Origin of the sequence: Micromonospora sp. FIMYZ51 (assembly GCF_038246755.1) — a bacterium.
Taxonomy (GTDB): Bacteria; Actinomycetota; Actinomycetes; order Mycobacteriales; family Micromonosporaceae; genus Micromonospora.
Map to the genome: position 1 here is coordinate 4,483,390 of NZ_CP134706.1, position 25,000 is coordinate 4,508,389.

19 protein-coding genes (1 of these 19 cut by a window edge) are annotated in these 25,000 nt (G+C 72.5%); 5 read left to right on the forward strand and 14 right to left on the reverse strand.

Features of this window, described 5'->3' with window-relative positions; genetic code table 11:
• The 8 genes from QQG74_RS20225 to QQG74_RS20260 all read right to left on the reverse strand — a co-directional run.
• Positions 1-933, reverse strand: partial view of an amino acid adenylation domain-containing protein gene (locus QQG74_RS20225; protein ID WP_341716335.1) — the start only. The gene continues 22,416 nt to the left of window position 1, outside the view; the window shows 933 of its 23,349 coding nt (coding positions 1-933); the start codon lies at positions 931-933; its stop codon lies off the left edge, out of view.
• Positions 930-5,972 (reverse strand): amino acid adenylation domain-containing protein, encoded by a 5,043-nt coding sequence (locus tag QQG74_RS20230; RefSeq protein WP_341716336.1) that lies wholly within the window; start codon positions 5,970-5,972, stop codon positions 930-932. Before QQG74_RS20230 ends, QQG74_RS20225 begins: the two co-directional genes overlap by 4 nt.
• 45 nt (positions 5,973-6,017) lie before the next feature.
• Positions 6,018-6,227: an MbtH family NRPS accessory protein gene (locus QQG74_RS20235; RefSeq protein ID WP_341716337.1), complete on the reverse strand. Its 210-nt coding sequence runs from the start codon at positions 6,225-6,227 to the stop codon at positions 6,018-6,020.
• Positions 6,224-7,258 (reverse strand): 2,3-diaminopropionate biosynthesis protein SbnB, encoded by a 1,035-nt coding sequence (gene sbnB, locus QQG74_RS20240; RefSeq protein WP_341716338.1) that lies wholly within the window; start codon positions 7,256-7,258, stop codon positions 6,224-6,226. Before sbnB ends, QQG74_RS20235 begins: the two co-directional genes overlap by 4 nt.
• Positions 7,252-8,220, reverse strand: a complete 969-nt coding sequence (gene sbnA / locus QQG74_RS20245) for a 2,3-diaminopropionate biosynthesis protein SbnA (RefSeq protein WP_341721295.1) — start codon at positions 8,218-8,220, stop codon at positions 7,252-7,254. The genes sbnB and sbnA overlap by 7 nt, the downstream gene beginning before the upstream one ends.
• 110 nt (positions 8,221-8,330) lie before the next feature.
• On the reverse strand, positions 8,331-9,683 hold the full coding sequence (locus QQG74_RS20250) for a condensation domain-containing protein (RefSeq protein WP_341716339.1): 1,353 nt from the start codon (positions 9,681-9,683) through the stop codon (positions 8,331-8,333).
• Complete coding sequence (locus QQG74_RS20255) at positions 9,680-9,934, reverse strand: acyl carrier protein (RefSeq protein ID WP_341716340.1); 255 nt, start codon at positions 9,932-9,934, stop codon at positions 9,680-9,682. Before QQG74_RS20255 ends, QQG74_RS20250 begins: the two co-directional genes overlap by 4 nt.
• A gap of 31 nt (positions 9,935-9,965) precedes the next feature.
• Positions 9,966-10,913, reverse strand: a complete 948-nt coding sequence (locus QQG74_RS20260; protein WP_341721296.1) for a beta-ketoacyl-ACP synthase III — start codon at positions 10,911-10,913, stop codon at positions 9,966-9,968.
• A 189-nt stretch (positions 10,914-11,102) separates the two neighbouring features.
• On the opposite strand from QQG74_RS20260, the gene QQG74_RS20265 reads away from it, so the two are divergent.
• A complete protein-coding gene (locus QQG74_RS20265) occupies positions 11,103-11,990 on the forward strand; it encodes an SDR family NAD(P)-dependent oxidoreductase (RefSeq protein WP_341716341.1) in 888 nt (295 codons plus the stop codon).
• Here the strand turns inward: QQG74_RS20265 and fabG are convergent.
• The 4 genes from fabG to QQG74_RS20285 form a co-directional block, all read right to left on the reverse strand.
• The gene (gene fabG, locus QQG74_RS20270; RefSeq protein ID WP_341716342.1) at positions 11,962-12,708 is read right to left on the reverse strand and encodes a 3-oxoacyl-ACP reductase FabG; all 747 of its coding nucleotides are present in this window, start codon (positions 12,706-12,708) and stop codon (positions 11,962-11,964) included. The genes QQG74_RS20265 and fabG overlap by 29 nt on opposite strands.
• 12 nt (positions 12,709-12,720) lie before the next feature.
• Complete coding sequence (locus QQG74_RS20275; protein ID WP_341716343.1) at positions 12,721-13,170, reverse strand: beta-hydroxyacyl-ACP dehydratase; 450 nt, start codon at positions 13,168-13,170, stop codon at positions 12,721-12,723.
• Positions 13,170-13,538 (reverse strand): hypothetical protein, encoded by a 369-nt coding sequence (locus QQG74_RS20280; RefSeq protein ID WP_341716344.1) that lies wholly within the window; start codon positions 13,536-13,538, stop codon positions 13,170-13,172. The genes QQG74_RS20275 and QQG74_RS20280 overlap by 1 nt, the downstream gene beginning before the upstream one ends.
• A 169-nt stretch (positions 13,539-13,707) precedes the next feature.
• Positions 13,708-15,567: a BTAD domain-containing putative transcriptional regulator gene (locus QQG74_RS20285; RefSeq protein WP_341716345.1), complete on the reverse strand. Its 1,860-nt coding sequence runs from the start codon at positions 15,565-15,567 to the stop codon at positions 13,708-13,710.
• 267 nt (positions 15,568-15,834) lie between these two features.
• Between QQG74_RS20285 and QQG74_RS20290 the strand changes: the two genes are divergently transcribed.
• From QQG74_RS20290 to QQG74_RS20300, 3 genes are all read left to right on the forward strand, one after another.
• On the forward strand, positions 15,835-18,888 hold the full coding sequence (locus QQG74_RS20290) for a type 2 lanthipeptide synthetase LanM family protein (protein WP_341716346.1): 3,054 nt from the start codon (positions 15,835-15,837) through the stop codon (positions 18,886-18,888).
• The gene (locus tag QQG74_RS20295) at positions 18,881-19,117 is read left to right on the forward strand and encodes a hypothetical protein (protein WP_341716347.1); all 237 of its coding nucleotides are present in this window, start codon (positions 18,881-18,883) and stop codon (positions 19,115-19,117) included. Before QQG74_RS20290 ends, QQG74_RS20295 begins: the two co-directional genes overlap by 8 nt.
• A 115-nt stretch (positions 19,118-19,232) precedes the next feature.
• Positions 19,233-22,142, forward strand: coding sequence for an AAA family ATPase (locus QQG74_RS20300; protein ID WP_341716348.1), 2,910 nt, complete (start codon positions 19,233-19,235; stop codon positions 22,140-22,142).
• 32 nt (positions 22,143-22,174) lie between these two features.
• Here the strand turns inward: QQG74_RS20300 and QQG74_RS20305 are convergent, their stop codons facing one another.
• Positions 22,175-23,320, reverse strand: coding sequence for a DUF6596 domain-containing protein (locus QQG74_RS20305; RefSeq protein WP_341721297.1), 1,146 nt, complete (start codon positions 23,318-23,320; stop codon positions 22,175-22,177).
• Positions 23,321-23,328: 8 nt separating this feature from the next.
• On the reverse strand, positions 23,329-23,736 hold the full coding sequence (locus QQG74_RS20310; RefSeq protein ID WP_341716349.1) for a YciI family protein: 408 nt from the start codon (positions 23,734-23,736) through the stop codon (positions 23,329-23,331).
• A 355-nt stretch (positions 23,737-24,091) separates the two neighbouring features.
• Between QQG74_RS20310 and QQG74_RS20315 the strand changes: the two genes are divergently transcribed.
• Entirely contained in the window at positions 24,092-24,880 is a 789-nt protein-coding gene (locus QQG74_RS20315; protein WP_341716350.1) for a GntR family transcriptional regulator, read from the forward strand.
• Positions 24,881-25,000 lie beyond the last annotated feature (120 nt).

Here is a 25,000-nt window from a genome sequence, read left to right on the forward strand (position 1 = left end):
GCTGCGCGCGGACGACACCGTGCCGACCGCAAGGTCGGTGCGGCCGGTGTAGCGCGACAGCAGCACCTGGAAGGCGCTGAGCAGGGTGACGAAGACGGTGCTGCCGGCGGCGCGGGCCACGCGGCGCAGCGCGTCGGAGACGTCGGTGGTCAGCGTGAACGGCACCGACGAGCCGCGCCAGTCCCGACTCTTCGGTCGGACCCGGTCGGCCGGCAGCTCCACCGGGGTCAGCCCGGCGAGCTGGTGGTGCCAGTAGTCGAGCGAGCGGGCCACCGGCTGGTCGCGCTGCCAGGCGGCGAAGTCGGCGAACTGCACGGTCGGTTCCGGCAGTCCGGCGTCGGTGCCCGCGCGCTGGGCCGCGTACAGCTCGGCCAACTCGCCGATGAGCACCGCCACCGAGGGTGCGTCGCAGGCGATGTGGTGCAACACCAGGGTCAATACGTGCTCGTCGGCGGCCAGCCGGACCAGCCCGGCCCGGATCGGCCACTCCTGGGCCAGGTCGAAGCCGGTCGCCGTGGTCTCGTCGAGCACCGTGTCCAGGGCTGCCGCGCGCTCGGCCGCCGGCCGGTCGATCAGGTCCGTCACCGGCAGCTCCCGGTGCGCCGGCGGGTCGATCACCTGCACCGGGGCGGTACCGGCGAGCGCGTAGCGGGTACGCAGGATCTCGTGCCGGGCGACGAGGACGTCGAGGGCGCGACCCAGCGCGCTGACGTCGAGCCGGCCGCGCAGCCGCAGGGCGCTGGCGACCAGGAACTCCGCGCTGGTGGGGTCCATCCGGTTGTGGAACCACATCTGCTGCTGGCCGTGCGAGAGCGGCAGCGGCGCCGACCGGTCGGCGGTCGGGATCCGGTTACGGCGACCCGTACGGCGGCCGGCCAGCCGGCGCTGGACGAGTTCTTCACGCAGGTTCGGCTCGTTGGCGATGCTGGTCATGCCGGGTACTCCTCGGATCGCGACAGGTCGTGGGCGAGATCGGCGGCGGTAAGCGCGTCGATTTCGGCCCGGATCAGGTCTTCGATGGCGACCGCCTGGGTGCGCACCGTGGGGTGCTCGAACACCAGGCGGATCGGCAGGTCGAGATCGAACTCCTCTTGCAGGCTGGCGATCAGCCGGGCGGCGAGCACCGAGTGCCCGCCGAGGAGGAAGAAGTTGTGGGTGGCACCGATCCGGGCGTCGAGCAGCTCCGCCCAGCAGGCGGCGATGCGTTTCTCGACCACGGTCTGGGGTGCGACGAACTCGGTGGCGTCGGCGGTGCCGTCGGTGAGTGCCGCGTCGAGCCGGCGGCGCAGCGCCGCCCGGTCGACCTTGCCGTTGGTGTTGAGCGGGATCCGCTCCACCGGCACGAACAGGCCCGGCACCATGAAGTCGGGCAGCTGCCGGGCACAGTGCGCGGCCAGGTCGGCGGCCTCGCCACGATAGAAGGCGACCAGCCGGTCCTGGTGGGCGAGGACCACGCAGTCGCGTACGTCGGGATGTTGGGCCACCACGGCGGCGACCTCGCCGGGCTCGATCCGGTAGCCGCGGACCTTCACCTGGTCGTCCACCCGGCCGACGAAGGCCATCGTGCCGTCGGGCAGCCAGCGGCCCAGGTCGCCGCTGCGGTAGAGCCGGGCACCCGGCGGGCCGTGGGGGTCGGGTACGAACCGGTCCGCGGTCAGCTCCGGCCGGCCGGCGTAGCCGGTGGCCAGGCAGGTACCGCCGATGTACAGCTCGCCGACCGCGCCGACCGGCAGCAGCCGCATCGCGTCGTCCAGGATCCGCACCACGGTGTTCGCCATCGGCGCTCCGATCGGCACGATCTCGCTGTCCTGCGGGGCCACCACCGGGTACGCCGACATGATCACGGTGGTCTCGGTGGGACCGTACGAGTTGATCAGCCCGCCGGGACCGAGCAGTTCCCGCCACCGGTTCGCCACCGACCCGCGCAGCACCCCGCCGGCCACCCAGAGTTGGCCGGCCAGCCGCTGTGCCTGTGCCCGGTCGACCTGTTCGGCAAGCAACTCCAGGTGCGGCGGAGTCATGATGAACCGGTCGTACGGCCCGGCGGCCAGCAGCAACGCGCCGAGTTCGGTGAGGTCGAACTCGGGCGGCAGCAGGGTGACCGGCTGCCCGGCCACAAGCGGTCCCCAGAGGTTGGAGATCGACAGGTCGAAGGCGATGGTGGAGAAGAGCGGCGCGCCGCCGCCGGCCGGGCGCCCGCCCCGGTCGCCGAGCGCCTCGGTTTCCGTCGCGCAGGCCAGGAAGTTCGTCACCGCCGCGTGGGAGAGCAGCACCCCCTTGGGCCGGCCGGTCGATCCGGAGGTGAACAGCACGTACGCCGGCTGCGCCGGATCGAGGTCACGGGGCGGCGTGTCGGTCGGTTCGGCACTGACCATCAGCCGGTGGGTGTCCACCTGGAGGGTGGGCACCCGGAACCGGTCGGCGTACCGCGAGTCGGTGATGGCGAGACCGGCGCCGGCCGTGTCGAGCATGTAGCCGATCCGCTCGGCAGGGTACGCGGGATCCAGCGGTACGCAGGCCGCGCCCGCCTTCCAGCACCCCAGGATCGCGGCGACCAGGTCGGGTCCCCGGTCCAGCAGGACGGCGACCGCCGCGCCCGGCGCGATGCCTGCGCGGCGCAGGTGGTGGGCGAACTGGTTGGCCCGGCCGTCCAGCTCGGCGTAGCTGGTGGTCACGCCGACCTGGCCGGTGGCCACGTCCGTCTGGCTGGTGGGCGTGCGCGGGCTGGTCGGGCGCAGCGCGACGGCCTGCGGTGCCGCCGCCCGGCGTGCCTCGAACAGGTCGACCACGGTGCTGGCCGGCCGGGGCACCGTCGGCCCGTTCCACTCGTGCAGCAGCCGGCGCCGCTCCTGCGCCGAGAACGGGTCGAGTTCGTCGAGGCGGGCGTCGGGCCGGTCGGCGGCGGCGGTGAGCAGCCGGACGAAGTGGTCGGCCAGCCGCTGCGCGGTGGGTTCGTCGAAGAGGGCGGTGGCGTACTCCACGGCACCGGCGAGGGAGCCGTCCGGTTGCGGCCAGAGGTGCACGGTCAGGTCCGTCTTGGCCACGGTGGCGGCCTGCCGCAGCGCGTCGACCGCCTCCGGGTCGTCGGCCGTCCGGCCGGTGATTCCGCCCTCCTGGTAGTTGAGCATCGCCTGGTAGAGCGGGGTGCGGGCGAGGTCCCGCTCGCCGAGCAGGTCATCCACCACCCGGTCGAAGGGCAGGTCCTGGTGGGCCAGGGCGGTGACCACCCCGGCGCGGACCGTACGGACCGCGCGGTCGAAGTCGGTGGCCGGATCCAGCGTGCAGCGCAGCACCACCGGGTTGAGGAAGATCCCGGCGATCTGGTCGACCTCGGGCGGCCGGTGCCCGGAGGTGGGTGTGCCGATCGGCACGTCCCACTGCCCGGTGTAGCGGGCGAGCAGGGTGGCGAAGGCGGTGAGCAGCGGCACGAACGGGGTCGCCGCGCAGCGCCGGGCCAGCTCGGCCAGGGCAGTGGCGACCTCCGCCGGCACGGTGAAGCCGAGCATCGCGCCGTGCGCGTTCCGCACGGCGGGGCGCGGGCGGTCCACCGGCAACGCCAGCTCCGGCAACCCGGCCAGCGCCTGCCGCCAGTACGCCAGCTCCCGCTCGACCACCTCGTCGGTGAGCTGCCGGTGCTGCCAGACCGCGTAGTCGGCGTACTGGACCGGCAGCGGGGGCAGGTCGGCCGGGCGTCCGGCCGCTTCGGCGAGGCAGAGTTCCCGCAGGTCCCGTTCGAGGACGAGGGCGGTGCCGGCGTCGGAGGCGATGTGGTGCACGGCAAGCACCAGCAGGTGGTCGCGGCCGGCCGCGGTGGCCAACCCGGCCCGCCACAGTGCTCCGGTGCGCAGGTCGAAGCCCTGGCCGAGCTGGGCCGAGACCAGCTCGGCCAGTCCACCGTCGCTGACGTCGCGCACCAGGAGCGCGGCCGGTCCGGGTGGCGCGACCTGCTGCCGGGGCAGGCCGTCGACGACCAGGTAGCGGGTGCGCAGCGGTTCGTGCCGCGTCTGGAGGGCGTGCAGGGCCGCCCGGACGTGATCGGGGTGGACGGTGGCGGGCAGCCGCACGTAGAGCGGGACGACCCATTCCTTGCTGCCCGGGTCGAGCTGATCGAGCATCCAGAGCCGATGCTGGGCGGCGGAGAGCGGCAGCGGCCGGTCCCGGCCCACCGGTAGCACGGGCGCGGCCGGGGTGGCCGCTGCCACCAGCCGGGCCTGAGCGGCCACGGTGGTCGCGGTGAGCAGGTCGCGCAGCGCCACCGTGCCACCCGCCGCCGCGCTGAGCCGGCTCTCCAGCAGCAGCGTCTCCAGGGAGGTGCCACCGAGCTGGTAGAAGTCGTCGTCGACGCCGACTCGGTCGACGCCGAGCAGGTCGCCCCAGATGGCGGCGACGGCGCGTTCCGCGCTGCTGGCCGGGGCCCGGAACGTCGACCGGTCGACCGGTTCGATGGCCGGCAGCGCGGACCGGTCGATCTTGCCGCTGGCGGTGAGCGGGAATTCCGCCACCGGTTGGAACACGGCGGGCACCAGTGCCTCGGGCAGCCGGCCGACGCAGAAGGCGCGCAACTGCGCCGGGGTGGGCGCGGGCCGGCCGGCGACGTACGCGGCGAGCTGGCGGCGACCGGCCGGGTCGGTGTGCCCGACCACCACCGCCGCGCGGACATCCGGATGGGCGACCAGCACCGCCTCCACCTCGGCCGGCTCGATCCGTACGCCGTTGACCTTGAGCTGGTGGTCGACCCGCCCGACGAACTCCAGGCTCCGGTCGGCGCGCCAGCGGACCTGGTCCCCGGTGTAGTAGAGGCGGGCGCCGGGGGGCCCGTACTCGTCGGGGACGAACCGTTCGGCGGTGAGGTCCGGCCGGTTGAGGTAGCCCCGCCCCAGGTTGGCCCCGCCGACGTAGAGCTCGCCGACCACGCCCACCGGCACCGGTCGCCGGTCGGTGTCGAGCACCTGGAGCCGGACGTTTGGCAACGGACGCCCGATCGGCACCGGTCCGCTGCGCTGCTCCGGGTCGACCGGGTGCGCCGTCACGTCGATGGCGCACTCGGTCGGGCCGTAGGTGTTCCAGATTCGCACGTCGGGCGTGACCGCCAACCGTCGGCACAGTTCGGCGTGCAGCGGTTCGCCGGCCGAGAAGACCAGCCGCAGGCTGGTGCAGTCGGTCCAGCCGGGTTCGTCGACCAGCCGCCCGTAGACCGACGGCACTGCCTGTAGCACGGTGATCCGGTGCCGGGCGACGGCGGCGACGAGCGCCGCCGGGTCGCGGTGCGCGCCCGCCGGGGCCAGCACCACGCTGCCGCCGCTGGCGAGCGGGGCGAAGAACTCCCAGCCCGCGGCGTCGAAACTGACCGAGGTCTTCTGGAGCACCCGGTCGGCGGGGCCGAGGTGGTGTTCCCGGATCGTCCAGGTCACCCGGTTGCCGATGCCGCGATGCGTGATCAGCACTCCCTTCGGGCGGCCGGTGGAGCCGGAGGTGTAGATGGCGTAGGCGACGGAATCCGGATCCGGTGCGGCTACCGGTGCGATGGGTGGCGCGGCGGCGATCCGCGCCCGCTCGGTGTCCAGGCAGACCACCCGGGCGGGTGCCGCCTCGTCGCGCAGCGCGCTCACGGTGAGCAGCAGGTCGGCATCGCTGTCGGCGAGGATCGCCTGCCGCCGGTGCGCCGGGTGGGCCGGGTCCAGCGGCAGGTACGCGGCGCCGGCCCGCCAGATCCCCAGCAGCGCGACCACCAGGTCGACGCCGCGGTCCAGGTTGACCGCCACCAGCGACTCCGGGCCGACGCCCAGCCCGGCCAGGTGGTGCCCGAGCTGATTGGCCCGCCGGTCCAGCCCGGCGTAGTCCAGCCGCTCGGCGTCGCCGCAGACCGCCGTGGCCGTGGGGGTCAGCGCGGTCTGGCGGGCGATCAGTTCGGTGAGGGTGCCCGCCCCCGGGGCGGCTGCGGTTGCTGGCGCCGCCAGCGGGACGATTGTCATCGGTGCTCCTCTTTCAGCGGCCGGGCGCGGGCGTCGGGTCGTGGGTCAGGCGCTGGCCGCCTGGGCGGCCATCCGCTGGCGCAGGCTCAGCGGTCGCATGTCGGTCCAGATCTCGCCGATCCGGGCCAGGCACTCCTCGCGGGTGCCTTCGGTGCCCTCGGCCCGCCAGCCGGCGGGCAACTCCCGGTCGGTCCACCAGACCGAGTACTGCTCCTCGTCGTTGAGCACCACGCGGTAGCTGCGGTCGTCGGTCATAGCCACTCCTTCGGTGATCCGGCGTACGCCACGGTGGCGTCCGGCACGGGTAGGAAGTCGTCGACGCGGACGCCCAGGCCCCGCCGCTCTGCGGTGGCGCGGACGTGTTCGGCCAGCACGAGGTCCAGCACCCCGAGGCCGAACGGGGACACCACCACCGGTACGTCGTCGGCGGGCAGCCGGACCCGGCCGTCGGCGAGTTGCGCGATGGTGGCGGCGATGAAGTCCCGGCCGCCGGTGAGCTGCTCGGCCAGGTGCAGCGAGGTGCGCTCGCGGCAGACGTGGTCGGCGTCGTCGACCACGTTGCGGGCTGTCAGCAGTGCCTCGGCACGCAGGTCGCGCAGGGACAGGTGCAACAGCACCGTGCCCGGTCCGCAGGCGTCCAGGCCGAGGTGGGGTTCGGTGGCCGTGGTGGCGATGGAGACCAGCCGGTGCGCGGCCATCGCCTCCTCGGCGCTGCCGACCACCGTGGTCGGCACTCCGGGTAGCAGCGCGCGGGCGGCTTCGGCGAAGGCCACGGCCCGGGGCCGGTCGGTGTCGAAGAGCGTCAGGGCCGGCGGCGGGGCGACCGTGGCGGCCACGAACCGCAGCACCTGCCGGTTGATCAGACCGCAGCCGATCAGGGCCAGGCCGTCCGGGCGGCGCTGCGCGGTGAGCAGGCCGGCCGCGAGCGCCGCGCTGGCCGCGGTGCGGCGGGCCGAGACGACCGATCCCTCGATCAGGGCCACCGGATGGCCGGTACGCATCGAGTTGAGCACGATGGCGGCGCTGGCCCGGGCCAGGCCCAGGTCCAGGTTGCCGGGAAAGGAGGAGATCCACTTGATCCCGGCCACGGGCGGGTCGGCGCCGAGGTAGGCGGGCAGGCCGATGACCCGGTCGCGGGGCCGCTCGGGGAAGCGCAGGAAGACCGAGTGCGGCAGGCTGCTGCGGCCCTGCTCGTGCAGCAGGTACGCGTCCCGCACGAGCGCCACGACCCGGGCGTCGTCGCCGTCGAGGATGTCCCGCACCACCCGCTGGCCGATGATCAACATGACTCGTCCTTCCACAGGTGGGTGATCTCGCCGAAGTGCCGGACGACCCATTGATCGGAATAGATCGTGTCGAGGTAGCGGTCGCCGTTGTCCGGCAGGATCAGCACGGCGGTGGCGCCCGCCGGGATCTGCCCGATCCGCCGACGCAGCGCGGCGACGGTGGCGCCGGAGGACCCGCCGGCGAGGATGGCTTCCCGGTTGAGCAGCAACCGGCACCCGACCACGCAGTCCAGGTCGGAGACGTGCACGATCTCGTCCGGTGTCGCGTGGGCCGCAAGCGGCGGCACGATCGACGCGCCGTGCCCGGGGATCAGCCGGGACTCCGGCTGACCACCGAAGATGGCGCTGCCCACCGCGTCCACCGCCACCACCCGGGTGGCGAGTCCCTCGTCGCGCAGGTACCCGACGCAGCCGACAAGCGTCCCGCAGGTCCCGGTGGAGCAGAACAGGTAGTCGACCTGCCCGTCGAGCGCGGTCACGATCTCGGCCATGGTCCGCCGCTGGGCGGCGGCGTTCAGCGGGTTGGCGTACTGGTCCGGGCGGTAGGCGTACGGGATCCGCTCGCACAGCTCGCGGACCCGGCGCTGGCGCACCGGCAGGTACTCGCCGGTGACCGGGTCGGGGTGCTCGACCATCTCGATCTCGGCGCGGTACGCGGTCAGGATCGCCAGGTTCTGCCGGGTGGTCTTCGGGTCGACCACGCAGATGAACCGGATCGCGTAGTACGCGCAGACCTGCGCGAGGCCGATCGCCAGGTTGCCGGAGCTGGACTCGATGACCACCGACCGGCCGGGTACCAGCTCCCCGGATTCGATCTTGTCGCGCAGCATGCTCAGCGCGGTGCGGTCCTTGATGCTGCCGCCGGGATTGAAGCGTTCGAGCTTGACGAAGATCCGGGAGGGAAGCTCCGGGAACAACCGGACCAGCTGTACCAGCGGGGTGTTCCCGACCGTCGAGAGGATGCCCTCGCGCACCGTTCCTCCCTCCACAAGTGATCTTTCAGTGCCACGAAGTTGTCAAGCGGCGCTATACCGCCGCTATATCGGTGCCGCGCGGGACGCCGCCGCGACGGCTAGCTGGTGCCGAGCGCCAGCAGGTCGCGCAGTTCCGTCTCGTCGACCATCGCCGCCCGGGACACCACCGTCTGCGGTGCCGTGCAGGCCACCCGCAGCAGTTGGATGAAGTGCCCGGCCAGCCGCCGCACGGTCGGCTCGTCGAACAGGTCGGCGTCGTAGCCGAACTCCGCCTCAAGCCGGCCGTCGTGGTACTCGGTGAGGGTCGCCGAGAGGTCGAACTGGCCCTCGTCGTAGGGGATGTCCAGCAGCCGGATCCGGTGCCCGACGAAGGGGTGCCGCGCGCTGGCGAATTCGTCGTCATGCTGGTGGACCAGCAGGCTGACGGTCGCCCGCACCACCGGCTGGTGGCGCTGGCCCGCCTGGACCAGCGGGAACGGGTAGGCGGCGTGGGCCACGCTGTCGGCCAGTTGCCGGCTCGCGGCGGTGATCGCCGCGGCGAACGTGGTGTCCGCGGCGAACGACGCGCGCAGCGCGATCGTGTTGACAAGCAGTCCCACCACCCCGCGCAGCGCCCGCCCCCGACGCAGCGTGGCGGGACAACCCACGGTGAACTCGCCGAGTCCGGTGTAGCGGTACATGGTGGCCTGGAACGCGGCGAGCACCACGCTGTACGGGGTCACGCCGGCCGCGGCGGCGGCCTGCCGCAGCCGGCCGGCGAGATCGTCCGGTAACGCCTGGCTGAACGCCCCGCCACGGAACGAGCGCACCGGCGGGCGGGGCCGGTCGCTCGGCAGGGTGACCGCGGTGGCGCCGTCGCAGACCCGGTTCCAGTAGGCGCTGAGCCGTTCGCCCCGCTCGCCGGAGACCGCCGCCTGCTCCCGGGCCAGGAAATCGTCGTAGTTGCCGGTGACCGGCGGCAGCGCCACCGGCCGGCCGGCCTGCAACGCCGCGTACGCCTCGGCCAACTCCTGCCAGACGATCCGCTGGGAGTGGAAGTCGGTGGCGATGTGGTGGACGACCAACACCAGTACGCAGTCGGTGCGCCGCCGCAGCAGCGCCACCCGCATCGGACCGTCCTGGCCCAGCCGCAGCGGCCGGTCGCCGTACTCCTTGCAGCGGCGCAGCAGTTGGTCGTCGTCCAGGTCGGGCACGTCGAGGACGTCGACCTCGCCGGGCAGGTCGGGGTCCACGACCCGCACCGGTCCCTGGTCCGTCTGCACGAACCGGGACCGGAGCAGGTCGTGTCGTGACCGCACCGCCGTCAGCGCCCGGCGCACCAGGTCAGGATCGAGTGCCGGCTCGACGTGCAGGCCGTGCACCACGTTGCTGGCCGGGCTCTCCGGCGCCAGCCGGTGGATCAGCCACAGCGCCCGCTGCCCGACCGACAACTGCCGGACGTCCTCGGTCACACCGAGGACCTGGCGGCCAGGACGAAGTCGGTGAGGTCCTGGACCTTCGCGAAGTTGCCGACCTCCTCGTCCGGCACCTCCAGGTCGAAGTGGTTCTCCACGGCCGCGAGCAGGTCGACGAGCTTGAGGCTGTCCAGGCCGAGGTCGACGAAGGTGTCCTCGGGGTTGATCGTCCGGTCGACGTCCTCGGTCATCAGCTTGCGGGTGAGCCGGACGACGTCGAGGGAGACCTGGTTCACGGTCATCGTCATGGTGCTGTTTCCTTCCGAGAGGTGGGTGTGGTCAGGGCATCCGGATGAGCTGGCCGGCATAGGCCAGTCCGGCGCCGAAGCCGAGCAGCAGTACCCGGTCGCCGGGGGCGGTACGGCCGCTCTCGTACAGCCGGCTGAGCGCCAGCGGCACCGACGCGGCCGACGTGTTGCCGGTGTCGACGACGTCCTTGGCGACCTTTTCGGCCGGGATCTCAAGGATTTCGGCCAGTTGGTCGATGATCCGCAGGTTCGCCTGGTGCGGCACGAACCAGTCGATGTCCGCCAGCTCGACACCGGCGTTTGCGCACACCTTGCGGGCCACCCTCGGCACGTTCTTGGTGGACCACCGGTAGACCAGCGGACCGTCCATCTTGGCGAACTCGCGGCCGTTGGCGTCCCATTTGGTGCCGAGGATGTCGGCACGCCGGCCGTCACTTCCCCACACCACCGGGCTGATGCCGTCGGTCTGCGCCGGGGAGACCACTGCCGCGCCCGCACCGTCACCGAAGATGACGTACGTGGCGGGGTCCTCCGGGTCGATGAACCGGCTCAGTTGCTCCGCCCCGACGACGAGTACGTTGCGGGCGCCGCCCACCCGGATCTCGTTTGCCGCGATCCCGATCGAGTACGCGAAGCCGGCACAGGCGGCGTTCAGGTCGAACGCACCGGTGGCGGTGATGCCGATCCGGCTGGCCACCTCGGGCGCCCCGCCCGGGATGCGGTCCTTCTTGGTCGCCGAGGCGAGGATGACCAGGTCCACCTCGGCCGGATCGACGTTGGCCATGGCCAGCGCCTTTCCGCCGGCCTCGGCGGCCATCATCGTCACGGTCTCCTCCGGCCCGGACCGGTAGCGCGACCGGATGCCGGTCCGCTCCTCGATCCACTCCGGAGTCACCCCGGTCTCCTTGGCGATCTCCTCGTTGGTGATCAGCCTGCTCGGCCGGTACGCGCCGAGCCCGGTGATTGCCGCGCCAGTCATCTGTGCCATCGCTCCCTCCGCCCCACGCCGGTCGGCGTCCTGGTGACACCGTCTGGAGGGAGTGTTCGACGGCGTCCTCATAACTTCTCTACATCGCCTCCGGTATGGAAAAGAGATAGCCCGTTTCGCGATGGTTCGGCGGGAGCCGTGTCGGCATGGGACGGCCCGCCCGATCGAAGGGGTGCGTGAATGAAGGATTTCCGGGGCAAGGTTGCCGTCGTCACGGGAGCCGGTTCGGGGATCGGTCGGGCGCTGGCGGTCGAGCTGGCCGCCCAGGGTGCCCGGCTGGCCCTCTCCGACGCGGCAGCGGACGGCCTGGCCAAGACCGCGGCGAGTTGCGCGCAACGGGGTGCCGAGGTGCGCACCTACCGGCTGGACGTGACCGACCAGGCCGCGGTGCAGGCCCACGCCCAATCGGTTCGCGCCGACTTCGGCGGTGCCGACCTGGTGATCAACAACGCCGGGGTCAACCTGCTGGCCTCGGTCATCGAAGCCAGGTACGAGGACATGCGCTGGGTGCTCGACGTCGACTTCTGGGGCGTGGTGCACGGCACCCGGGCGTTTCTGCCGCTGCTCGTCACGTCCCGGGGGCACCTGGTGAACATCTCCAGCATGTACGGGCTGACCACCGCGCCGGCGCAGTCCGCGTACAACGCGGCCAAGTTCGCCGTCCGCGGCTTCACCGAGGCGGTGTGGCAGGAGATGCGGGTCGGCGCGGTGCCGGTGACGGTCAGCTGCGTCTACCCGGGCAACGTGCGCACCGACATCTTCAGCAGCGCACGCACCGGTCGAGGGCTGGGCTACGAGGGGGTCCGGGAGCGATTCGCCCAGGAGGCGGCGACCTCGGCGGAGCGGGCCGCCCGGCTCATCCTGCACGGGATCCGGCGCAATCGGATGAAGATCATCATCGGGGCGGACGCCCGGCGGGTCGACCTGTTCTCCCGGCTGCTCGGCACGCTCTATCCGCGGATCACCGCGCACCGGGCCCGGACGCGGGCGAGCCGGCTCCGCCTGGAGATCATGCGGAACCGGCTCGCCGCGCAGCGGCTCAGAACGTCAGACCACCGTCAACCGTGACCACCTGACCGGTCAGGTAGGAGGCCCGCCCCGACAGCAGGAACGTCACCACCGGGGCGATCTCCTCCGGCTGGCCGAGCCGGCCGAGGGCGGTCCGCTGCCCGACGCCCTCGGTCAGCCCGGCCGGCAGGTCACTGAGCATGTCGGTCTCGATGAACCCGGGCGCCACCGCGTTGACCCGGATCCCGTACGGGCCAACCTCCTTCGCCAGGGCCTTGGTGAAGCCGATGATGCCGGCCTTGGACGCCGAGTAGTTGGTCTGGCCGGGGCTACCGGTGATGCCGGCCACCGAGGAGACCGTCACGATGGCCCCGCCGCGCCGCCGCATCATCCGGCGGATCGCCGCCCGGCACACGTGGTAGACGCCGCCGAGGTTGACGTCGATCACCGATCGCCAGTCCTCGTCGGCCATCATCGCCACCGGCCGGTCCCGGATGATCCCGGCAACCGTCACCACGGCGGCCACCTCGCCCAGGTCCTGCTCCACGCCGGTGACGAAGTCGCGTACCCGGGCCGGGTCGGCGACGTCCACCTGGCGGGCCAGCACCCGGGCACCGACCTCGGCCGCCTCCGCGGCCACCTTCTCGGCGGCCTGCTTACTGCTCTGGTAGCAGAAGGCCACGTCGTACCCGTCTGCGGCAAGTTGCCGGACCACGGCCCGACCGATGCCCCGGGATCCTCCGCTGACCAGCGCGACCGGTCGTCGGCTCTCACTCATCTGTCGACTCCTTCACCTCGGTTGCCCCGGCCGGGCGGCCGGGCGCAGCGCGGCGGCCGGACGTACCGCGCCGACCAGGCGACCGACCCGCATGACCACCTCGGACCCGACCACGCTCTCGCCCCGTACGAAGCCGGTGTCGGCGATCAGCCGGATCAGCTCCACCCGGTGCTCGACCGTCTCGCCGGGGCGCACCGGCCGGCCGAAGCTGATCTCCTCGAAGGCGCCGGCGACCGGCACCCCTCCGGTCAGCACGTCGGGCATCGGCCGGTCGTGCCGGATCAGCACCAACGCGGCCTGCCCCCACGACTCCAGCAACAGCACGGCGGGCAGCGGCCGGGTCCCGGTGACCGTGTAGCTGCCCACCAGCCGACGCCGGGGCACCAGCTCGCTGACCCGGTCGACAAGCAGCATCGGCGGCCGGTGCGGGATGAGCCGCCGGATATCGTCGCCGTCGAGCATCACTCGCCTCCGTTCTGATAGCGCAGCACCACCTCGGCGGCCGGACCGCCGGCCACGGTGACCGTGCCCCGGCGCAACCCGCCGTCGCGGCGAACGGTGATGACCAGCTCGTCGTCGAGGTCGACCGTCTGGAGAAACCGGCAGGACACCAGTTCGGTGAGGACCGCTGCCGGCATGCCCGCGAGCACGGTGCGGTGCACGTACTCCACGATGTACACGCCCGGCAGCAGGGGGAAGCCGGGATAGTGCCCGGCGAAGACCGGATCGTTGCGGCCGGGGCGCACCCGCGCGACGATCTCGTCGCCGGTGCCCTCGGTCAGGTCGATCCGCGCGGTGGTCGCGCACTCGGGCGGGATCAGGCTGCTCACCAGCTGACCGTGCCGGTGCCGGCTATATCTTCTCCATACCGCCGACCACACCCGCGACCCGCAGGCGGGCACGCGGCAGCACCCCTCAGCTGGCACCACGCGACAGCACCCCCTCAGGCGGGCACCACGCGACAGCACCCCCTCAAGCGGGCACCACGCGACAGCACCCTCAGGCCGGCACGCGGGACAGCGCCGAGAGCGGGAAGCGGCCGGCTATCGTCCGGCGATCCACCGGGTCGGCCTTCTCCCGGGCGAAGACCCGTACCAGGTCGTGGAAGCGGTGCCGCTGCCGCCGTGCGCCGTCCGAACCGGCGATCTCCAGCAGCCGGGCGTCGACCAGGCTCTCGGCCACCTCTTCCCCCACCCGGTGCGGCACGCCGAGCACCCGGGCGGCGGCGCCGATCGGGAACTCGGCCGTCTCCAGCAGGGCCAGCCGGCGCAACGCCACCTGGCTCTCGGCCGCCAGTTCCTGGTAGCTGCCGTCGAGGCGGGCCCGGACGTCCAACGTTCCCAGCCGCAGCTCGTTCAGGCGGAACCGCTCGTCGGCCAGCCGCTGCGCGAGGTAGTGCAGGGACCAGTGCGGGCGGGCGATGAGCCGGGCGGCGGCCACCCGCAGGCCGATCGACAACCGTCCGCACAACTGCACGATCCGGTGCGCGGCGGCGAGTTCGGCGGTCACCCGACGCGCACCGACGATCGTGGCGAACAGCTCCAACGCCTGCGCCGGCTCAAGGATGTCCACCTCGACCCGGGTGGCGCCGGGCAGCTCGGAGAGGCGGCCCCGGCAGGTCAGGATCACCCGGCACGACGGGTCGCCGGGCAACAGCGGCCGGACCTGCGGGTAGCTGGCGGCGTTGTCGAGCACCACGAGCACCCGGCGACCGGCCAGCTGGCTGCGGTAGAGGCACTCGCGTTCGTCGAGCCGTCGCGGAATGGCCTGCTCGGCGTTGCCCAGGCTGCGCAGGAACCAGCCCAGCACGTCGCCCGGGTCGATGGCGTTGCCCCGGGTGCCGCCCAGGTCGACGTAGAGCTGCCCGTCCGGGAACTCGTCCCGGGACAGGTGCGCGGCCCGCAGCGCCAGCGCCGTCTTGCCCACCCCGGCCATCCCGGTGAGCAGTGTTCGCGGTGGCGCGGAGGGTGCCGGCCCGGCGAGCAACGCGGCCACCTCCCGCAGCTCCGCCTGTCGGCCGCAGAAGTCCTGCGCGCCGGGGGGAAGCATCGCCGGGCGTACGTCCCGCCAGCCCGACTCGCCCCGGGCCGCCACCTCGGCGACGGGCGGGCCGGGCCGGGCCAGCACCGTCCGGTACGCCTCGGTAAGCGCCGGCCCCGGGTCGACACCCAGTTCGTCGGCGAGCGCACGCCGGCCCTCGTGATAGACGGCCAGCGCGTCGGCCTGCCGGTCGCAGCGCAGCAGGGCGGTCATCAGCAGGCCACGTAGCTGCTCGTGCAATGGCTGCGCGGCGACCAGGTCGGTCAGTTCGGGCACCAGCCCGGCCTGCCGCCCCAGCATCAGGTCGGCCTTGATGCGGTCCTCCAGGGCCGCCATCCGCGCCTCGGCCATCCGGTGCGCCTCCGCCTCGACCAGGTGGTCGGTGACGTTCGCAAGCGTCGTGCCGCGCCACAGCCCCAAAGCCTCATGCAGGCAGCGGGCGGCCTGCTCGGGTTGGCCAGCACGCAGCGCGTCCCGGCCCAGCGCGGCCAGTCGCTCGAACTCCTCGATGTCGAGTTTGCTCTCCCCCAACCGCAGCACGTACCCGGACCATTGCCGCAGGATCTCCACCTCGGCGCCGAGGTACTTGCGCAGCCGGGAGACGTAGTTGTAGAGCTGGGCGGCGAAAGTCGCGGGCGGGTGCTCGTCCCAGAGCAGCTGACAGAGTTGGGTGTCGGCGACGGTGCGCCCCCGGGCGAGCAGCAGCGCGGCCAGGACCGTGCGCTGCTTGGCACCGTCCAGCGGGATCTCGGCACCGTTGCGCCAGGCGCGCACCGGCCCCAGTACGCAGAAGTCCACAGTCGCTCCGATCCGTCGCATCGAACTGGTCGGAGATTCGGCCACCAGCGCACACCGGCGCATGTGTACGCGACACCCAAGTTGCCCCGCCCGAGCACGCGGGTTGGCACCGGGGCACCGACATCCGACGCCGGGGCGCCTTCCCGGGTACCGACACCGGCAAGCCGGCACCCGCCGTGACGAACCCGCAGGTCAGGCCGTGACTGACCGCCCGACCAGCCGGGATGGCGAGAATTTGGGTGGATCCCACGCATGAATTCGTCGGTGTCGCTTGGCAACCTCTAAGCGGTGAACAGCACGAGGGCCGACGGCCCACACAGCCGAGTTCCAGGGCAGCCACCGCGGCTCCCCCGGGGCTGGTGGGCGCGCGGCCTGGCACGGCACGAGCGGGTGGCCGCCGGCACCGACCCGGTCGACGGCGCACGGCTCGACCCGCCGTGCTGGGTGGAGCCGGTCGAGTGGGCGGTCCGCACCGCCGGGCCGCTGCCCACATCGGTGCCGGTGCCGACGGACTGGCGGGCCGCGTTCGCCCTGCCGTTGCGCCCGCTGATCGACCACGCGACGACCTGCTTCCGCCGCGACACCCGGCTGCTGCCCGCCGCCGCACAGGTCGACCTGGCCGCGTTGGAGACCGAGCTGGGCGGCACCCTGCAACGGCAGCTGACCACGCTCGCCGTTCGCACCTTCGTCGCGGAGCTGCACCGCCAGCGGGCGGCCGGGCAGCTCACCGGCGTCGACAGCCGCGCCCGGTTCGCCGACTTCGTCCGCCGGCTGGCCGACCCGGCGGGGCTGGCCGCGCTCTTCGCCGACCGCCCGGTGCTGGCCCGGATGCTCGGCCAGGCCACGGTGTACGCCACCGAGGCTCGGCTGGAGCTGGTCGGCCGGTACGCCGCCGACCGGGCCGAGTTGGTGCGGACCCTGCTGGACGGCACCGACCCCGGCCCGCTGGTGGCGGTCGAGGACAACCAGGGTGACCCGCATCGCGCCGGTCGGAGCACCGCCATCCTCCGGTTCGCCGACGGTCGGCGACTTGTCTACAAGCCCCGCGACCTGACCCACGACACCCGGCTGAGCGCCTTCGTCGACTGGCTGAACCGGACGGTTCCCGAGGTGGGTCTGCGTACGGCCGCCTGCCTGGTCCGCCCCGAGTACGGGTGGACCGAGTTCGTCACGGTCGCGCCACTGACCGGCCCGGACGGCGCGGACCGCTTCTACCGGCGACAGGGCGCGCTGCTCGCCCTCGCGCACGCGCTGAACACCACGGACCTGCACTACGACAACCTGATCGCCAGCGGCGAGGACCCGGTGGTCATCGACGTCGAGACACTGTTCCGGCCGCGCTGGGAGACCCCGACCGACAGTGGCGACCCGGCCAGTGACCTGCTCGCCGCCTCGGTGCAGCGAACCTCGCTGCTGCCGATGATCGTCGTCGGCGAGCAGGGCATCATGGACCTCTCCGGTTCCGGCGGCGACCAGGGCCGGCAGAGCCCGGCCAGCCAGGTCGACTGGGCCGACCCGGGCACCGACCGGATGCGTCTGGTACGCCGCGCGGGCACCTTCGACGGGGCGTCGAACCGGCCCCGGCTCGGTGACCGGGTGGTCGATCCGGAGGACCACGCGGAGTCGATGCTTGCCGGTTTCCGGCTCGGCTACGACGCCATCGAGGCACACCGCGCCGAGTTCGGTCGGCTGGTCGAGGGGTCCTCGGCGATGACGGTGCGGCTGGTCGTCCGGCCCACCTGGACGTACCGGATGCTGCTCGACGAGTCCACCCACCCGGATCTGCTGCACGACGGCCTGGACCGGGACCGCTTCCTCACGCAGCTTTTCGGCCAGGGACAGCTCGCCGACGCTTCGGCCCTCGCGGGTCATGAGCTTGCCGCGCTGTGGCGCGGCGACGTGCCCTACTTCCACGCCCGAGCCGGGGACCTGACCATGTGGGCCGACGGCGAGCCGACCACGATGCCGCTGCACCGCAGCGGTGTGCAGGCCGCGCTGGAGCAGATTGCCCGGTTCGGCGAGGCCGACCGGCAGGACCAGGAGTGGATCATCTTGGCCAGCCTGGCCACCCGCCGGCCGGTCGGCGGGCACCGGGACGCCGCTGCGCTGCCCGGACCGTGGCACGGCACGGCGGCTCCCACCGAACGACTGGTCGCGGCGGCGTGCGCGATCGCCGACCAGCTCGTGGCCCGGGGTGCGCCGGGCCGGCATCGAGTGAACTGGCTCGGCCTGGAGCTGGTCGACGACCGGCAGTGGCTGCTGCTGCCGATGGGCGCCAGCCTGGCCAACGGGTACCTCGGCGTCGCCCTCTTCCTCGGCCAACTCGCCCAGGTCACCGGCGTGAACCGGTACGGCGAGGTGGCCCGCCGGGCGATCACCGCCACGCCCCGGCTGCTCGACCTGCTCTCGGCACGGCCGGAGCTGGTCACCGCGATCGGCTGCGGCGGCCTGCACGGCCTGGCCGGGGTGGCCTACGGCCTGGCCCGGCTCGGCGTCCTGCTCGACGACCCCGCGATCGGGCGGTGGGTCGACCAGGCGGTGGAGTTGGCCGAGGTGGCCGCCGCCGACACCGCCGCCGACGACTGGGCCACCGGCCGGGCCGGCTGCCTGGCCGCGATGTCCTCGATCCACGCCGGGCTGGGCCATGACCGGGCGGCGGCGTTGGCCGACAGCTGTGCCGACCGGTTGGCCGAGGCGGTGGACGGTTTCGACACTCCGCAGCGCCCGACCGGCTTCGCGGCCGGCACGGCCGGCATCGCGTACGCCCTGCATCGGTACGCCGACACCGGCGCAGGTACCACCCGGCACGCCGACGCCGCGCGGGTGGCGCTGCGGCACGCCGTACGGCCCCCGGCTGACTCTGCCGGGTGGTGCGCCGGCAGTTCGGGCCTGGCCCTCGCGCTCGCCGGCCGGTACGACGCAGCCCGGGATCGCGGCGAAACCTCCCCCCTGGACCCGCCCGCGCCGGCGGAACTGGTCCGCCGGCTGGCCGACCGGCCACCGTCGCGCGACCTCAGCCTCTGCCACGGCGAGGCGGGCATCGGCGAGGCGCTCACCGCGCTGGCCGCCGGGCCGGCCGGGCCGGCGGCAGCCGCCGCGCTACGTCGCCGGGCGACCCTGATCCTGGACGTGCTGCAATGGCAGACCCGCTACTGCGGTACGCCCGACGGGGTGCTCACCCCAGGCTTGCTGACCGGGCTCTCCGGCATCGGCTACGGGCTGCTGCGCTTCGGCCTGCCCGCGCGGATACCGTCCGCGCTGCTGTTGGAACCCGACCCGCGGTCAGCCGAATCCGCTGACCGTGCACCAACCCACCCGATTGAGGAGAACGAACATGTCTGACGAGCTCGCCGCCGACCTCACCCGTATTGACGGCACCCCCGACGCGCACCCGGTCGGGGAGCCGCGGACCAGCCCGCTGGTCGCCTTCGGGCTACGTACGGCGGCGCTGGCCGGTCTCGCCGTTCCGGTGGGTCTGCTGGTGGGGCAGCTGATCGCCGGGGACGCCGGAGGTGGCGCCGACGTGTCCGCCGCACCGGTGATCACCTGCTGCCCCACGTTCGAGATGTAACGGCGAAAACCGTCCACTCAGCGCGGCGGTCCGTCCGATCGCGGTGGAAATCCGCCTGATCGGGTCCACTGTCGACCATGGCCAACACACGGGCCGCCTCGCTATCGTTACCGCCGTGCAGTGCCGATCCCGCATCATGGTAGGTCGCGATGCGGAACTCGGCGTGTTGCACGGCCTGCTCGATTCTGCCCGCGCTGGCCGCGGCGGAGCGGTCTTCGTCGTCGGAGAGGCCGGCATCGGCAAGTCGCGGCTGGCCGCGGCGGCGGTCGAGCTGGCCTACTCCGCCGAGATGAGCCTGTTACGGGGGCGGGGCAGCACGCTCTGCACCGGGGTACCGCTGCGACCACTCACCGAGGCGGTGCTCTCCCTGCTGCGGTCCGCCACCGTGGACGTCGCCGCGCTCGGCCCGTACGGTCCGGTACTCGGGCGGCTGGTGCCCGACTGGGGCACCGTGACCCTGCCCGACCAGGAGAACGGGTCGGTGGTGATCCTCGCCGAGGCCGTACTCCGGCTCACCGCACACGCCGGCCAGGACCGCGGCAGCCTGATGGTCCTGGACGATCTCCAGGATGCCGATGCCGAGACGCTGATGGTTGTCGAATACCTCATCGACAACCTCGACCAACAGTCCACGCTGTTGCTCGGCACCATCCGGGCGGACGACTCCCCGGCGCTGGAGGTCGCCCGCGCGGCGGCCCGTCGGGGTCGGTGCACCCTGCTGACGCTGGACCGGCTCGACCCGGACGACCTGCGTGAACTGGCCGGGGCCTGCCTGAACGTGCCGGCCGAGGAGCTGCCGTCAGCCGCGACCGAGCTGCTCTGGGGCGGCAGTGGCGGCAACCCGTTCCTCATCGAGGAGATCCTCGCCTCCATGGTGGAGGACGGTCTGCTCAGGCGGGGTGCGCAGGGATGGCAGCTGGCCTCGCAGCCGCCCGCCGCACTGCCGGCGGCGTTCACCCGCAGCATGGCTCACCGGATCGAGAAGCTGGCCCCACCGGCCCGTCAGCTGCTCTCCTGCGGCGCCCTGATCGGGCAGCGTTTTCCGGTGACCGTGGTGCAGGCGGCCACCGGCCTCACCGACCGTGACCTGCTCAATCATCTCAACGGTGAGCTCGTCGCCCAGCTGGTGACGCCGGACGACCAGTTGACCGACTGGTACGCCTTCCGGCACCGGGTCACCCAGGAGTCGCTGCTGGCCCTGATCGGCTCGGTCGAGCGGCAGGAGTTGGCCCGCAGCGTGGCCGACGCGGTGGCGAAGGTCCATCCCGAGCTGCCCGGCGAGTGGTGCCAGATCTCGGCCGCGCTGCGCCTGGACGCCGGTGACACGTTGTCGGCTGGTCAACTTTTCGCCGAGGCCGGCCGGCGGGCGCTGGCCCAGGGTGCCGCCACCTCGGCTGTCGCCCTGCTCGACCAGGCGTGGGAGTTGCAGGCCGGGTCGTCGGCCGAGGCCCGGGCGGACACCCTGGACACGCTGTTCCAGGCGCTCGCCGAGGCCGGGCTGGTCGGGCGGGCCCTGGACCTGGTCAACAGCCCGGAACAGGTCGGCGTCCTGCCCGCCCGACGGCGGGCCCGGCTGCACACCCGACTCGCCTGGACCGCGATGGTGGCCGGGCAGTTGACCGACGCGCTGGGCCAGGTGCGGATCGCCCGCGAGCTGCTCGGTCCGACGCCAGCCCCAGAGGACGAGGCGCCGATCGACATCGTTGCCGCGCACCTGGCCCTGGACACCCCCGGCAAGGACCAGTTGGAGGTCGCCGAGACGCTGACCCGGCGGGCCGCCACGGTCGGCGCGGCGGTGCCCCTGCCGGTGGTGGCCTGCCAGGCGTGGCAGCTGCTCGGTGCGCTGGTCCGACACCGCGACCCGGCCGAAGCGACCCGCTGCCTGGAGCGGGCCCGGTCGATCGCGGCCGAACACGACCTACCGATCTGGGAGGTCCACTCGCTGATCCGGCTCGGCAACGACGACGCGTTGCTGCACGGCGCGCTGGACCGGCTCGAACAGGCCCGGGAACGGGCCCGACAGGCCGGCGCGGTGACCGCCCGTCAGCAGGCCGAGGCGAGCATCGCGCTGCACCTGATCATGCGGGGGGCGTACGACCAGGCGCAGGACCTGATCGACCAGGTGCTCACCGCGACGACCCGCCTGAAGCTGATGGAGACCACCCAGTACACGCTGCTGCTGCGGGCGGTGCTCGCCGCGCACCGGGGTCAGCGGACGCAGATGCGGGACGCGTTCACCGAGTTCCAGCGCTGGGGCGGCGACGAGAGCCTGCACGTTCAGCGGGTGCACGGCCTCGCCGGTGCGTTCTGTGCACTGCTGGAGGAGGACCGCCCGCAGGCGCTTGCCGAGTTGTCGCTGGCGGTCCGGGCGGAGGAGACCAGCCCGACCGTGTTCCACCTGAGCGGGCGTCTCGGCCTCGATCTGCTGCTGCGGGCCATGGCCGACGAGGTCAGTTGGGCGGAGTACGAGGAGATCACCGCCACTCCCGCGAGCCAACTGCGCTGGGATCGGCAGTTCGCCCTCTTCGCGCGGGCGGTGCTGCTCGGCCGCGCCGGCCGGCACGAGGCCGCCACCGCCACCATGGTCGAGGCGATCCAGGTCGCCTCCCTCTACGCGATGGGGCGGCATCTCGCCCTACGACTGGTCGCCGAATCGGCGCTCGCCGACGGCTGGGGCAGCCCGGTGGAGTGGCTGCGGGCCGCCGAGGACTACTTCCACCAGGCGAACGTCGCACCTGTCGCCCACGCCTGCCGTACGCTGCTGCGCCAGGCGGGCGCGCGGGTGGCCCAGCGGCGGCAGGGCGCCGGGGAGATTCCGTCCACGCTGCGGGCGGTCGGCGTCACCGTACGCGAGTTGGAGGTGCTGCGGCTGCTCACCGGCCGGTTGAGCAACCGCGAGATCGCCGAACGGCTGCACCTGTCGCCGCGTACCGTGGAGCGGCACGTCTCCAGCCTCATCGTCAAGACCGGTCTGCCGAACCGGATCGCGTTGAGCGACGTCGCCGCCGAGATCGAGAAGGACTGACCCGCGACTGTCGACGCCGCAGGCCCGACCCGTCAGCGGGCCCGGCGGGCGTTGACCCGGGCGGCCTGGCGCGTCAGGTGGTCGCGTTCGGCGAGGTTGGCTGCCTTGCCGGCCGCCTCGGCGTACAGTTGCGCCGCCGTCGTCAGGTCACCATCACGCTCGTGCAGGTACGCCGCCACCGCCGCGTAGCGCGGCAACGTGTCGTCAAGCGCCGCGAGCGCCGCCAGCCCGGCGCGCGTCCCGTCGGCCTCGCCGACGGCCACCGCGCGGTTGAGCCGGACGACCGGGCTGTCGGTACGGCTGACGAGTTCGTCGTACCACTCGACGATCTGCACCCAGTCGGTCTCCTCGGCCCGCTGCGCGTCGGCGTGCAGTGCCGCGATCGCGGCCTGGGCCTGGAACTCGCCCAGCCGGTCGCGGGCGAGGGCCGCCTGGAGAATCTGCACCCCCTCGGCGATCAACCTGGTGTCCCAGCGGCCACGGTCCTGCGCGGCGAGCGGCACCAGGCTGCCGTCGGGCGCGGTCCGGCTGGCCCGCCGGGCGTGGTGCAGCAGCATGAGGGCGAGCAATCCCGCCACCTCCGGGTGGTCGATCGCGGCGGCGAGTTGCCGGGTGAGCCGGATGGCCTCGGCGGCGAGGTCGACGTCACCGGAGTAGCCCTCGTTGAAGACCAGGTAGAGAATCCGCAGCACGGTGGCGACGTCGCCGGGCTGGTCGAACCGTACGCCGGTGACGGTGCGCTTGGCCCGGCTGATGCGCTGCGCCATGGTGGCCTCGGGCACCAGGTATGCCTGGGCGATCTGCCGGGTGGTCAGCCCGCCGACGGCACGCAACGTGAGCGCGACCGCGGAGGACGGGGTGAGCGACGGGTGGGCGCAGCGGAAGTAGAGCTGGAGCGTGTCGTCCACCTCGGGCACGGGCCCGGCTGGCGGCTGTTCGTCGACGAGATCCTCCCGCCGACGACGGGCCGCGTCCGCCCGGGCCGCGTCGAGGAACCTGCGCCAGGCCACCGCGATGAGCCAGCCCTTCGGGTCCCGTGGCGGGTCGGCCGGCCAGGACCGGACCGCCTCGACCAGGGCGTCCTGTACGGCGTCCTCGGCCGCCGCGAAGTCGGCGCCGCGGCGGACGAGGACACCGAGCACGCTCGGGGTGAGGCTGCGGAGCAGGGCCTCGTTCATCGGGTCGGTCACTCGGTGATGGTGGGCGGCGCGGCCAGGAAGGGACGCAGCTCGATCCACTCGTGGATCGGCTTCCCGCCCGCCCCGGGCGCGGCCGACAGTTCCCCGGCCAGTTCGACGGCGCGCTCGTAGCTGTCCACGTCGATCACCATCCAGCCGGCGATGAGATCCTTGGTCTCGGCGAACGGGCCGTCGGTGACCGGCGGTTGTCCCGCGCCGTCGTACCGGACGAACGTCCCTTCGGGGGCGAGCGCCTGAGCGTCGACGAACTCCCCGCTCTCCTCCAGCCGGGTCGCGAAGTCGTGCATGTACTGCACGTGCGCCGAGATCTCCTCCGGCGTCCACTTCTCCATCGGCACGTCGTTCGCCGCAGCCGGAGCGCCCCGGTAGTGCTTGAGCAGCAGGTACTTGGCCATCGTTTTCTCCTCGGTGCTGGTGCGACCCATTCTGGTCACTCGCACCCCTGGGACGGAGCCAACCACCGGTCTTCGACATCGCCGGCAAGAACTTGCCGGACTATTTTCCCGCCATCGCTACGGAGGGTCCGGCATCGGCCGCACGCCGGGGTTGCCCGGCCAGCAGCACATCCTGAACTGGCGTGATTTCAGCCTGAAATCAGCGTCCCGACGACCATCGCCCCCGTAGACAAATTGTCTGTAGACAATCGGGGTGACATGGGATAATATGTAGGGATTTGCTTGACCCTAAGACCTGACCCACGTCGCAACCGAGCCACAAGTAGCCTTCTGTCAGACGACAGTTGGAGATCCAGTGGACAACGCGAGCGACCCGACGAAGAAGCACAGCGCCGAAACCTTCGCCGCCGAACTCAGGCGCAGGATCAGAGAGGGTGTCAAGGGCTACGAGGCTGGCGCGAAGCTCCCTACGCTACGTGAGCTTGCTACAACCGAAGAGGGTGTGGCACGTGGCGTTGCGGAGAAGGCTATCGATCGCCTGCGCGCTGAAGGACTGGTCGAATCACGCCGAGGTTCCGGAAGCTACGTTCGGGCAGGCCGGATCCCTCGCTCCTCGCCAGGCCGATTGTCGCTGAAGCAGTGGGGACGCGGGCTGTCCATTCAGTCGCACGACGCGGCAAACCCGCCGAAGGCGGTAGATGTCGCGGTGGGTGATGTCGTGCCACCACCGCATGTTGCCGAGGCGCTCGGGGTACCACCCGGCGAGGCGGTGCTGTCAAGGTATCGCCGGTTTGTGCGAGATCGACGCTCCGTCCAGCTCGCCACCGCCTACCTTCCTACGGGTTTGACCCGTGGAACTCGCATCGAACACACGGACACCGGACCGGGCGGGACGTTCGCCCGACTTGCCGAGCAGGGATTTGGGCCAACGAGGTTCGTGGAACGGGTTATCAGCCGTGCACCCACTCCGGAGGAGATCGATGGGGTGGACGGCCGCGAGGGGCTGGGTCTGCGTCGCGAGGGGAGCCTGGTCTTCGAGATCACCAGGTACGCCTACGCAGGTGACCGCTGCGTCGAGGTTTCGCTGATGGTGCTCGACGCCGAGGCGTACGAGCTGGTGTACGCATTTCCAGCCGAGGGGTGACCCGGGGAAAAATTGTCCGATGGACACTTGATTGTCTGCTGACAATCCGCCACGCTTAGTCCTGTAGGGACAGCCCACATCGGTAGTCGGACCAAAGAGGCCCGGTGTGGAAGCCAACTC